Annotated in this window: 8 protein-coding genes; all 8 read left to right on the forward strand. The window is 58.7% G+C overall.

Features of this window, described 5'->3' with window-relative positions:
* The first annotated feature begins 383 nt into the window (after positions 1–383).
* Positions 384–3515 (forward strand): Ig-like domain-containing protein, encoded by a 3132-nt coding sequence (locus JFT86_RS27930; RefSeq protein WP_201239274.1) that lies wholly within the window; start codon positions 384–386, stop codon positions 3513–3515.
* Positions 3516–3713: 198 nt separating this feature from the next.
* Entirely contained in the window at positions 3714–5843 is a 2130-nt protein-coding gene (flhA, locus tag JFT86_RS27935) for a flagellar biosynthesis protein FlhA (protein ID WP_201239275.1), read from the forward strand.
* Between the two features lie 11 nt (positions 5844–5854).
* Entirely contained in the window at positions 5855–7195 is a 1341-nt protein-coding gene (gene flhF / locus JFT86_RS27940) for a flagellar biosynthesis protein FlhF (protein WP_201239276.1), read from the forward strand.
* A 116-nt stretch (positions 7196–7311) separates the two neighbouring features.
* Positions 7312–8142: a flagellar synthesis regulator FleN gene (gene fleN, locus JFT86_RS27945; protein WP_003222917.1), complete on the forward strand. Its 831-nt coding sequence runs from the start codon at positions 7312–7314 to the stop codon at positions 8140–8142.
* Positions 8139–8879: an RNA polymerase sigma factor FliA gene (fliA, locus tag JFT86_RS27950; RefSeq protein ID WP_003222919.1), complete on the forward strand. Its 741-nt coding sequence runs from the start codon at positions 8139–8141 to the stop codon at positions 8877–8879. The genes fleN and fliA overlap by 4 nt, the downstream gene beginning before the upstream one ends.
* Before the next feature lie 166 nt (positions 8880–9045).
* Positions 9046–9417, forward strand: coding sequence for a chemotaxis response regulator CheY (locus JFT86_RS27955; RefSeq protein ID WP_024012118.1), 372 nt, complete (start codon positions 9046–9048; stop codon positions 9415–9417).
* 17 nt (positions 9418–9434) lie between these two features.
* On the forward strand, positions 9435–10223 hold the full coding sequence (locus JFT86_RS27960) for a protein phosphatase CheZ (protein WP_027613919.1): 789 nt from the start codon (positions 9435–9437) through the stop codon (positions 10221–10223).
* A gap of 35 nt (positions 10224–10258) precedes the next feature.
* Positions 10259–12535: a chemotaxis protein CheA gene (locus JFT86_RS27965; protein WP_201239277.1), complete on the forward strand. Its 2277-nt coding sequence runs from the start codon at positions 10259–10261 to the stop codon at positions 12533–12535.
* The last annotated feature ends 36 nt before the right edge of the window (positions 12536–12571 follow it).

Raw genomic sequence — 12571 nt, forward strand, 5'->3', positions numbered from 1 at the left:
TTCTGGCGTAGCTGTAGGCAATTACGCAAGAATCTGTAGCCTGATTACGTGTCTTGGAGTTTCATTTAAACGTTGGTGTTTAAAAGCAAAAGATTGCAGCCTACGGCAACTCCACAATATTCAGCCCTCGATTAACCGCTAGCCCAGCCAGCATGACCCGTTGCGCGATTGCGCCCCATCTACGCCGCGATTCCTCAATCACGGTGACAGTGGTGAGACTGACACACTGTCCTTTGAAGATATTTTCCGGTTGACGTCTGTGCCGTTCGTCAGAAAAAAGCGTGTACCTGTTAGTTCTGACAGTGGTCGATTATTCGCATCAAGTTTTCAATGGCCGCTCCATATCCTTGGCAAACCGCACGGATCTTTTCAGGAGCAGGGCAATGATTGGCTTAATGGTAATGCCGATTCTGGACGAAATTGACGATGCGCAATACGACATTGTTCCCTTCGATTCGAGCGGTGGTCTGGGGCTCTTTTCCCTGTATGCGCCCAATATTCCCGGGCAGTTCACCAACATCGATTTTGCGCCGGCGCAAGTGGGGGTCAACCGTCCCTTGCTTTATACGAGTGCCAAGGGGCTCCGGGTGCTGGTTCAGGCTTATACGAACATGGCCGCAGAGGACACCATTCGGCTGTACGTGGGTAAAACACTGGTTGCCACGTCGGTGTTGCCTGCGGATCACGATAATCTTGATGTGGTGATGCACATCGCTGCGAAGGATGTCCCGGCCGGTGTTCATACTTTGCGTTATGAAATTCTGCGCAAAAGCGGTCAGCCACCCGAGGGGCGGGAACTCGAAGTCTGGTTCAAGATCGATCCGCCGGGCGGCAACGATCCCGAGCCGGACTTGCCTGGTCATCAACGACTCAAGCCGGCTCGACTCCAGTTGGCCCCTGGTCAGGTCATTGATAAGGATGTCGCTGCCGAGGGGGTCACAGCGATCATCCCTCGGTGGCCCTTCATGACCAAGGGGGACAAGTTGAAGCTCTGTTTCCATGGCATTGCTGTCACTCCCCACACGGTGCTGGAGAGCGAGGTCGGATCGGACATCAGTGTTTTCATTACGCCAGAAAATATCCGCGATGCAGGTCCCGCCGACCCGGCGGTGCTGGTCTATCAGATCGAAGATCAGGTGGAGAACGTCAGCGACTTTTCAGAGCGCACTACAGTCGTCAGTGATCCCGCCAATGCCTGGCTTGATCCGGTATTCGTTCCTCTTGCCGACGACGACCTGGTCAGCCTTGATGAGGTGGGTTTCGACGACTTGGCTGTTCAGGTGATTACGAGCAGTGGTTTTGCGCGGGGTGAGAAACTGCTGTTGCGATGGGCGGCTACGACGCAGAGCGGCGAGGTGGTCGAACACAGTGAAGAGCAACCGATCACTCGCCTCGGGATTCAGTCTTTCCAAATTCCAAATCCAATCGTGCTTGCCAGTGCTTGTGGGCAGGTGCAAGTCGATTACCTGCGCACAAAAGCAGATGGTAAACAGGATCGTTCGGAGATCTATATCTTCACGTTGCAAGGTAAGACTTTGCGGCTACCGGCGCCGTGGATAACGGATGCGGTAGGCGGCACTCTGGATCCTGCGCTAAGCCGAACCGTGGTGTTGTGCGGTCCCGATACCCGGATCAAGAAGGGGTTCAGAGTCACATTGACATGGGCGGGAACCAGTGCCTCTGGGCGTCCGCACCTGTATCAAACCTATCGTGACGTCAGTGATCAGTTGGTCGGCCAAGCCATTGCCTTCAGCGTAACTGCCAAGGACATTGCCCCGTTGATCCGGGGGGCGGTCAATGTCTCCTATGAGGCCAGTCATGCCACTTTGAATCCTGCGCTGGTTTCGGAAACGATGAATGCGCGTGTGGACGATTTCAAACCCGTATTGCCTGCGCCGGTTGTGATTGGCGTCATCGATGGTGTGCTCAATCCCGCGCATGTGCCGTATGGAACGGATATCCAGGTCGCGGCGGCTTCCTATACCCGTTTGGGAGACGTGGTGCATTTGGAGGGGCGAGGGGATGCAGGCGGGGTGGTATTTCGGGACCGCTTACCGATTGAGCACTCAAGGGTAGGCAAGGATCTGGAGTTCTGGCTGGGTGGCGAGGCTATCGAGTTCTATCGGGAGCAGTTTTTCAGTCTGCTTTGGTGGATCGAGCGGCCAGAAGATCTGCCACAGTCATCCGCGCTTCTCGAGTTGTACATCGGAGACCCGGCGCAATCGTTGCAGCCGCCGACTGTACGCCGTGCGCCTGATGGCGTACTTGACCCGCTGGAAAATAATGGCGGTGCCCGAGCGCGTGTACATGTGGCCAGTCCACGCCCGGGAGACCAAGTGCGCCTGCTGGTCAAGGGGGCGCCGGGTGAGGGCTCTCCGACATTCACTGCTCAATCGTTGAATGCTGACAACGTTGCATTTTTTTCACTGAGGCCGTCATTCATTGCGGAAAATCGTGGGGCACAGGTAGAAATCAACTTTGAGCTGATCAGGAATGGCAAGACTATTCTGTCCAGGCCTTTGATATTGACGGTCAAAACAATCAGCGACAGGGATCCCGTCTTGACCCGCCCGCATATTGTTGAAGCAGGAGCGGTGCCGTTTATCGATCTGAGAATCATCCAGACTGACCTCACGTGCGTGGTCAAGCCGCCGTTGCCTGTCGCCGAGGTCGGGCAGCGAGTGTGGATCACGGTCGCCAGCGAGGGCGTTGATCCTTTGCTATTGCGTCCCGGCACCGCGCTGACTGCCGAAGAAATCTCTCAGGGCATCAGCGTTAAGGCCGCGCGAGGCTGGTTCTATGCACTCAAGGATCTGTCTACCTGTGAGGTGACTTGCAAAATCGCACTGGGCAGTATGGACAACGAGGAGACGGCGCTGATGCTTCCAGTGGCGCGGTATACCGTCAAGGTCACTGAAGCATTGGCGATTGATACTCAACTGATGCTTTTGAATGGCTGGAAATTGTTGGGTGGCACCGCTTATGGATTACGCGAACGCGAGGTCGCCAACAATGTGCGGGTGCGCGTTCCAACGGGTGGCCGGCCACCTTACACCTATCGTTCAGCCAACCCCGGCATCGCATCGGTCGATGCCAATGGCAAGGTTACGGGGCTGAGTAATCAATCGACCACTATCACTGTGACCGATGCCGATGAAAAACAGATTTCCTATCCCGTGCGGGTGATGAATGTTCACAGGTTGATTTTAAACAACTCGTTCATGACCGCAGCTCAGGCAGCCGCCTGGTTCAGACAGTTCGGTGCCGTCAGCATGGACAACGGTGGACAACCTATGGGATGGGGGATTTTGCATAACAACTTTATCGACGTTACGCCCATTTATGGCGGGCGGGGTTTGTATTACGGACGATTTGTTTCGATCAATCTTTCATACCCGAACATCTATGTACTCGAACACTCGTTGCTGGTCAGCAACGGGGTCATGGGGAGTCGCAACGTACATTTAACGGATGGGGCGACCCGCTCTCGCGCAATGGGGTATTTCCCGACATAGTTACCGAGGTAGGGGCGTGTCGCTACTGAACGCGCCGTGATCGCCGTTTTCGGCAGTTCAATGGGCGGGATAACCCCGTTGAGCTGCCGCAGGCTGCGATTTTTTTTGCCTGCGCAAAAGTTGGAAGGTTTCTTGCAATAGCCGCCGTACGTCCGCTCTGGGCGTCAAAAGTTTGCTTTAAAGGAACGGGGAAAACCGGTGGATCGCTCTCAGTTATTCAACACTGCACGCACAAACGTTGCCGACCTCAGTCGAGGCAATCTGGGTGTGCCGTTGCTGTTGCTGGTGATGCTGGCGATGATGATGTTGCCGGTGCCGCCGTTCCTGCTGGACGTGTTCTTCACCTTCAATATCGCGCTTTCGATCGTCGTTCTGCTGGTCTGCGTGTACGCGCTGCGGCCGCTGGATTTTGCGGTGTTCCCGACCATTCTGCTGGTCGCGACGTTACTGCGGCTGGCGTTGAACGTGGCGTCGACGCGGGTGGTAATGCTCCACGGTCAGGACGGCCACGCCGCCGCCGGTAAGGTGATCCAGGCCTTCGGTGAGGTGGTGATCGGCGGCAACTACGTGGTCGGTATCGTGGTCTTCGCGATCCTGATGATCATCAACTTCGTCGTGGTGACCAAGGGTGCCGGGCGGATTTCCGAGGTGAGCGCGCGTTTCACCCTCGATGCGATGCCCGGCAAACAAATGGCGATCGACGCCGACCTCAACGCCGGTCTGATCGACCAGAACCAGGCCAAGGCGCGTCGTTCCGAAGTGGCGCAAGAGGCCGAGTTCTACGGTTCGATGGACGGTGCCAGCAAGTTCGTCCGTGGTGACGCCATCGCCGGCCTGCTGATTCTGTTCATCAACCTCATCGGCGGCATGGCTGTCGGTATCTTCCAGCACAACATGAGCTTCGGCGACGCCGGCAAGGTTTACGCCTTGCTGACCATTGGTGACGGTTTGGTGGCGCAATTGCCATCACTGTTGTTATCAACAGCAGCAGCGATCATGGTGACCCGTGCTTCCGGCTCGGAAGACATGGGCAAGCAGATCAATCGCCAGATGTTCGCCTCGCCAAAAGCGCTGGCGGTGGCCGCAGGTTTGATGGCGGTCATGGGCCTGGTGCCGGGCATGCCGCACTTCTCGTTCCTGAGCATGGCGGCACTGGCTGCTGGCGGCGCGTACCTGTTCTGGAAAAAGCAGAACGTCGCCAAGGTTCAGGCACTGCAAGAGGTTCAGCGCCAGCAGGAATTGCTGCCATCGCCGGCCCGCGCCATGGAAACCAAGGAGCTTGGCTGGGATGACGTGACGCCGATCGACATGATCGGCCTCGAAGTCGGTTATCGCCTGATCCCGCTGGTGGACCGCAATCAGGGCGGGCAACTGCTGGCGCGGATCAAGGGCGTGCGCAAGAAGCTCTCGCAGGATCTGGGCTTCCTCATGCCGACCGTGCACATCCGCGACAACCTCGATCTGGCGCCCAGCGCCTATCGCCTGACCCTGATGGGCGTGATCCTCGCCGAAGCGGAGATCTATCCGGATCGCGAACTGGCGATCAACCCGGGCCAGGTCTACGGCACGCTCAACGGCATCAACGCCAAAGATCCGGCTTTCGGCCTCGAGGCGGTGTGGATCGAAATCAGCCAGCGCGCTCAGGCGCAATCGCTGGGTTACACCGTAGTTGACGCCAGTACCGTGGTCGCGACGCACTTGAACCAGATTCTGTACAAGCATTCCAGCGAGCTGATCGGTCACGAAGAAGTCCAGCAACTCATGCAATTGCTGGCCAAAAGCTCGCCGAAACTGGCCGAAGAGCTGGTGCCGGGTGTGGTTACGCTGTCGCAATTGCTCAAGGTTCTGCAGGCGCTGTTGGCCGAACACGTGCCGGTACGCGACATCCGCAGCATCGCCGAGGCCATCGCCAACAACGCCGCGAAGAGTCAAGATACCGCCGCGCTGGTGGCTGCGGTGCGGGTCGGCGTATCTCGCGCCATCGTCCAAAGCATTGTAGGCACTGAGTCCGAGCTGCCTGTGATCACCTTGGAGCCAAGGTTGGAACAAATATTGCTCAATAGTCTGCAGAAGGCAGGACAAGGCTCGGAAGAGGGCGTTCTGCTGGAGCCAAGCATGGCCGAGAAGCTGCAACGGTCGCTCATCGAAGCGGCGCAGCGTCAGGAAATGCAAGGTCAGCCGGTGATCCTGTTGGTAGCAGGCCCGATCCGCGCGATGCTCTCGCGTTTCGGCCGCCTCGCGGTCCCAGGGCTACACGTGCTGGCCTACCAGGAAATACCGGACAACAAGCAAGTGACCATCGTTGCGACAGTAGGGCCCAACGGCTGAGGTAGTGGTTTATGCAAGTTAAGCGTTTCTTTGCCGCCGATATGCGTCAGGCCATGAAGCTGGTTCGTGATGAGCTGGGCGCTGATGCCGCCATCATTGGCAATCGCCGCATTGCCGGCGGTGTCGAGTTGACGGCGGCACTGGATTACAAATTGTCGGCGCTGGCGCCACGGGTTCCGAACATGGAACTCGAAGACGAGCTGCGCAAGACCCAGTCGCGCATCGTTACCGCCCAGGCCGAATTGAGCCTGCGTGGCGAAGCCGACGGCAATAGCAATCGTCAGATCTTTGCCGGGTTGCCGTTGACCGCAGGCCTGCCGCTGACTGCCGCTGAACCGCTGAGCGAGCCGACTTACGCCGCTCCGGCGCGTCCGGCCCCGGCGCCTTCGCAGTCCTCCGGCGGTGTCGATCCGCGTGCGCTGGATTCGATGCGTTTTGAATTGAACAGCCTGCGTGAACTGATGGAAGTGCAGCTCGGTACGCTCGCCTGGAATCAGCTGCAAGGCAGCCGCCCGGCGCAAGCCAATCTGTATCGCCGACTGCAACGGATCGGTCTGTCCGGGCCGTTGTCGCGTGACCTGTTGGCGATGATCACTGACATTGAAGAGCCTCGTCAGGCCTGGCGCATGCTGTTGGCGCACCTGGCGCGGATGATTGCCGTACCGGAAGTCGAGCCGCTCGAAGAGGGCGGTGTGATCGCCATGGTCGGCCCTGCCGGCATGGGCAAGACCACCACGCTGGCCAAGCTCGCTGCGCGCTATGTGCTCAAGTACGGCGCGCAGAATGTCGCGCTGGTGAGCATGGACAGTTTCCGCATCGGTGCGCAGGAACAACTGAAGACACTGGGGCGGATTCTTAACGTGCCAGTGACCCACGTCGACCCGGGCCAGTCGCTGGTCCAGGCGCTGGATCCACTGCTGCGCAAACGCGTGGTGCTGATCGATACCGCCGGCCTGCAAGCCAGCGATCCAGCCCTGCGCATGCAGCTCGAAAGCCTGGCCGGACGTGGCATTCGCTCAAAAAATTATCTGGTGCTGGCAACCACCAGCCAGAAACAGGTTCTAACCGCCGCTTATCACAGTTACAAGCGTTGCGGGCTCGCCGGGTGCATCCTGACTAAACTGGATGAAACGGCCAGCCTCGGCGAAGTGTTGAGCCTGGCGATCAGTCATGAATTGCCGGTCGCGTACCTGACCGATGGCCCACGGATTCCGGATGATTTGCATCTGCCGCGCCGTCATCAACTGGTCAGCCGCGCCGTCAGCGTGCAAATGCAGGAAGAACCCAGCGAAGAAGCCATGGCCGACATGTTCGCTGATATCTATCACAGCCCGACCAAGCAGGTTGGCTGAGGTAATCATGAACAGTTTTTGTACCTACATCGATGGTCTGCCATGCATTGTTCCGGTTGTGAACGCGCAGCCAGTAATGTGGCCTCCGTCTATGCAAGACAAGGTAAAGAAATAACATGGGCAGCATGCATCCCGTACAGGTGATCGCGGTGACCGGCGGCAAAGGTGGCGTCGGCAAGACTAACGTGTCAGTGAACTTGTCTCTGGCGCTGGCAGAGCTTGGCCGTCGGGTCATGCTGCTGGACGCCGATCTGGGACTGGCGAACGTCGACGTTCTGCTGGGCCTGACGCCCAAACGCACCCTGGCCGACGTGATCGAAGGCCGCTGCGAGTTGCGCGACGTGCTGTTGCAGGGTCCCGGCGGGATCCGCATCGTGCCGGCCGCGTCCGGCACCCAGAGCATGGTTCACCTGAGCCCGGCGCAACATGCCGGTCTGATTCAGGCGTTCAGTGACATTGGCGACAATCTCGATGTACTGGTGATCGACACCGCTGCGGGTATTGGTGACTCAGTAGTCAGTTTTGTTCGCGCAGCGCAGGAAGTGTTGCTGGTGGTCTGCGACGAGCCGACCTCGATCACCGACGCTTACGCACTGATCAAACTGCTCAACCGCGATTACGGCATGAACCGCTTCCGCGTCCTCGCCAACATGGCGCAGAGCCCGCAAGAAGGTCGCAACCTGTTCGCCAAGTTGACCAAGGTCACGGATCGCTTCCTTGATGTGGCCCTACAATACGTCGGCGCCGTGCCCTACGACGAAAGCGTGCGCAAGGCAGTGCAGAAGCAGCGAGCGGTCTATGAAGCTTTCCCGCGTTCCAAGTGCGCGCTGGCGTTCAAGGCGATCGCGCAGAAGGTCGATACCTGGCCTTTGCCTGCCAACCCGCGCGGCCACCTTGAGTTTTTCGTCGAGCGCCTCGTGCAGCAAACGGCAGGGCCTGTGTTATGACCGCCAGCGGTATGAACTACTACAAGAAGTCGGCACGTGACGCGCAGTACGAGTTGATCGAGCGTTACGCGCCACTGGTCAAACGCATCGCCTACCACCTGCTGGCGCGATTGCCGGCGAGTGTGCAGGTCGAGGATCTGATTCAGGCCGGGATGATCGGTCTGCTTGAAGTCTCGACCAAATATGACGCCAGCAAGGGCGCCAGTTTCGAAACGTACGCGGGCATTCGAATCCGCGGCGCGATGCTCGACGAAGTGCGCAAAGGGGACTGGGCACCACGCTCGGTTCACCGCAACACCCGTATGGTCAGCGACGCAATTCGGGCAATTGAAGCTAAAACCGGCCGTGATGCTAAAGATCACGAGGTTGCGGCCGAACTCCAATTGAGTCTCGACGATTACTACGGGATTTTGAATGACACCCTGGGCAGTCGCTTGTTCAGTTTCGACGACCTCTTGCAGGACGGCGAACACGAAGGGCTGCACGAGGATGGCGCCAGTGCTCATCTTGAGCCGTCACGCGATCTGGAAGATGAACGCTTCCAGGCGGCGCTGGCGGACGCGATTGCCAATTTGCCGGAGCGTGAGCGACTGGTGTTGGCGCTGTACTACGACGAAGAGCTGAACCTCAAGGAGATCGGTGAAGTCCTTGGCGTCAGTGAATCGCGGGTCAGCCAGTTACACAGCCAGTGCGCGGCCCGTTTGCGGGGGCGTTTGGGGGAGTGGCGAGCGCGCTGAAGGCAGTGTGGGGACACTGCGAACGAGGCTGGTGCGGTGATGAACGGCACCGGTCTTGCTCTGTTGTGCTCCAGACAGTCTTCGAGTGCTGCGCCGATTGATTGAAGTGGCGCGTCCAGGTGCTGGGCGCGTTTAAGACTGCTTGGAGGTCGAATTGAACAAAGACATGAAAATCCTCATCGTTGATGACTTCTCAACGATGCGGCGGATCATCAAGAACCTGCTGCGCGATCTTGGGTTCACCAATACCGTCGAGGCTGACGATGGCACTACCGCCATTCCGGTGCTCAACAGCGGCAGCATCGACTTTCTGGTAACGGACTGGAACATGCCGGGCATGACCGGTATCGACCTGCTGCGCCACGTACGTGCCGATGAAAAACTCAAGCATCTGCCCGTGTTGATGGTGACCGCTGAAGCCAAGCGCGAGCAAATCATCGAGGCCGCTCAGGCCGGTGTGAACGGCTACGTGGTCAAACCTTTCACGGCTCAGGCGTTGAAAGACAAAATCGAGAAGATTTTCGAACGCATCGGCTGATGACGCGCGGGGGAGCTATGGAGCATAACGAATCTTCACAGGGCGATTTCGAGTCGACCCTGAAAAAACACGCGGTCGAACTGGTCGAGAGCCTTGAAAAAGGCAGGTTCGGCGACGCTGTGCAACTGATCCATGAGCTCAATCAGACCCGTGACCGTGGCCTGTATCAGGAAGTCGGCAAGCTCACACGTGAACTGCACAGTGCGATCGTCAACTTCCAGATCGATCCGCATATGCCGCAGGCCGAGGAAGTGTCGCAAATTACCGACGCCACCGAACGCCTGGGCTATGTGGTCAAACTGACAGAAGCCGCGGCCAACCGCACCATGGATCTGGTGGAAAGCGCCACGCCGGTGGTCAATGGTCTGGCTGAAGAAGCCCAGGCCTTGAGTACCGACTGGGGGCGTTTCATGCGTCGTGAAGTCGGAGCTGAAGAGTTCCGCGAACTGGCGCGCCGGGTCGACGGTTTTCTGTCACGCAGCAGCACGGACAACCGTGCGGTGTCGAGCAATCTGAACGACATCCTGCTGGCTCAGGATTACCAGGACCTTACCGGTCAAGTGATCAAGCGTGTGACCCAACTGGTCACCGAAGTCGAAAGCAATTTGCTCAAACTCGTGCTCATGGCCAGTCAGGTGGACCGCTTTGCGGGCATCGAACATGACCGTGCGGCGATGCTTGCAGAAAAAGATCCACAAAAACATCTCTCGCAGGGTGAAGGTCCGCAGATTCATGCCGATAAACGAGAAGACGTTGTGTCCGGTCAGGACGATGTGGACGATTTGCTATCCAGCCTTGGATTTTGAGTTTAGGTTTTTAGACCTGTAGGAGCACCCCATTAATGAGCTTCGGCGCCGATGAAGAGATCCTTCAGGATTTCCTGGTTGAGGCCGGCGAGATTCTTGAGCAACTGTCCGAGCAACTGGTCGAGCTGGAAAGCCGTCCGGATGACGCAGATTTGCTCAACGCAATTTTTCGCGGTTTCCACACTGTAAAAGGGGGCGCCGGCTTCCTTCAGCTCAATGAGCTGGTGGAGTGCTGTCACATCGCCGAAAACGTGTTCGACATCCTCCGTAAGGGTGAGCGTCGCGTTGATGCAGAACTGATGGACGTTGTCCTCGAAGCACTGGACGCGGTGAACAGCATGTTCAGCGAAGTCCGCGAGCGTGCACCGATCACCGCTGCGACGCCGGAACTGCTGGCGGCGCTGGCGCGTCTGGCCGAGCCGCAATCGGCGGATCAAGCCGCGGTTTCGCCGGTGGCCGAGATGATCGAAGAACTGGTCGTCGAAGGCGATTCGGGCGACATCACCGATAACGAATTTGAACAGCTGCTGGATTCGCTGAACGCCGTCAAGGCTGAAGCGGAAGCTCCGGCCGCTGCTGCTGCACCTGCGCAAACTGCCGCCGAGGCAGCCAGCGATGAAATCACTGACGCCGAGTTCGAATCACTGCTCGATCAGTTGCACGGCAAAGGTCAATTTGCAGCTGACGCCGTCGCGCCAGCGGCGGCCAAACCTGCAGCTCCGGCAGCAGGCGACAGCTCGGACATCACCGACGACGAATTCGAAGCACTGCTCGATCAGTTGCACGGCAAAGGCAACTTCGCCGTCGAAGCGCTGGAGTCGGCCATTGCCTCGGCCCCTGCGTCTGCCGCACCGGCCGCCGCCGCTGCCGGCAGCGATCTGATCAGCGATCACGAGTTCGAATCGCTGCTCGATGAATTGCACGGTAAAGGCAAGTTCACTGAAGTCGGCACCGCTGCTGCGGGCTCCGCCTCGACTGTCGCCACGCCTGTCGCCAAGGCCCCGGCCGCTGCCGCGACGGCTGCGCCGAAGCCTGCCGCCAAGCCTGAACCGAAAGCCGAAGCGCCAAAACCGGCTGCCGCTGCTGCACCGGCTCCGGCCCGTGCTGCCGCTGCACCGCCACCGGAAAAACCGGCGAGCGAAGCCGAGACCACCGTACGGGTCGACACCGCACGTCTCGATGAAATCATGAACATGGTTGGCGAGCTGGTGCTGGTGCGTAACCGTCTGGTGCGCCTGGGTCTCAACAGTGGCGATGAAGCCATGCAAAAGGCTGTGTCGAACCTCGACGTGGTCACGGCTGACTTGCAGACCGCGGTGATGAAGACCCGGATGCAGCCGATCAAGAAGGTCTTCGGGCGCTTCCCGCGTCTGGTTCGCGACCTTGCGCGTCAGTTGAAGAAAGAGATCAACCTGGAACTGGTCGGCGAAGAAACCGACCTCGACAAAAACCTTGTCGAGGCCCTGGCCGACCCGCTGGTCCACTTGGTGCGCAACGCGGTCGACCACGGTATCGAGTCGCCGGAAGAACGCGAAGCGTCGGGCAAGGCCCGTGGCGGTCGCGTGGTACTGGCGGCCGAACAGGAAGGCGACCACATCCTGCTGTCGATTTCCGATGACGGCAAAGGCATGGACCCGAACGTCCTGCGTGCCATCGCGGTAAAGCGCGGTGTGATGGACAAGGACGCGGCTGATCGCCTGAGCGATACCGAGTGCTACAACCTGATTTTCGCCCCGGGTTTCTCGACCAAGACCGAGATCTCCGACGTGTCCGGCCGTGGTGTCGGCATGGACGTGGTGAAGACCAAGATTTCCCAGCTCAACGGTTCGATCAACATCTACTCGACCAAGGGCCAGGGTTCGAAAATCGTCATCAAGGTGCCGCTGACCCTCGCGATCATGCCAACCCTGATGGTCATGCTCGGCAATCAGGCTTTTGCGTTCCCGTTGGTCAACGTCAACGAAATCTTCCACCTCGACCTGTCGACCACCAACGTCGTCGACGGCCAGGAAGTGGTGATCGTGCGGGACAAGGCCTTGCCATTGTTCTACCTCAAGCGCTGGCTGGTCAGCTCCGCCGCTCACGAAGAGCAGCGCGAAGGCCATGTGGTGATCCTGTCGGTGGGCACTCAGCGGATCGGCTTCGTCGTCGATCAACTGGTTGGTCAGGAAGAAGTGGTCATCAAGCCATTGGGCAAAATGCTGCAAGGGACTCCGGGCATGTCCGGCGCCACCATCACTGGTGACGGCCGTATTGCACTGATTCTCGATGTTCCAAGCATGCTCAAGCGTTACGCCGCACGGCGTATTTGAATCCGGGGCGGCGGGGCGATAACGTCCCGCTGCGCC

Source organism: Pseudomonas sp. TH06, assembly GCF_016651305.1.
In the GTDB taxonomy this organism is placed as follows: Bacteria; Pseudomonadota; Gammaproteobacteria; order Pseudomonadales; family Pseudomonadaceae; genus Aquipseudomonas.

Bases quoted from the DNA above. Each gene is read 5' to 3' on its own strand.
- fleN (WP_003222917.1), top strand. From the start codon at position 7,312: ATGGGCAGCATGCATCCCGTACAGGTGATCGCGGTGACCGGCGGCAAA.
- JFT86_RS27955 (WP_024012118.1), top strand. From the start codon at position 9,046: ATGAAAATCCTCATCGTTGATGACTTCTCAACGATGCGGCGGATCATC.
- fliA (WP_003222919.1), top strand. From the start codon at position 8,139: ATGACCGCCAGCGGTATGAACTACTACAAGAAGTCGGCACGTGACGCG.
- JFT86_RS27965 (WP_201239277.1), top strand. From the start codon at position 10,259: ATGAGCTTCGGCGCCGATGAAGAGATCCTTCAGGATTTCCTGGTTGAG.
- JFT86_RS27930 (WP_201239274.1), top strand. From the start codon at position 384: ATGATTGGCTTAATGGTAATGCCGATTCTGGACGAAATTGACGATGCG.
- JFT86_RS27960 (WP_027613919.1), top strand. From the start codon at position 9,435: ATGGAGCATAACGAATCTTCACAGGGCGATTTCGAGTCGACCCTGAAA.
- flhF (WP_201239276.1), top strand. From the start codon at position 5,855: ATGCAAGTTAAGCGTTTCTTTGCCGCCGATATGCGTCAGGCCATGAAG.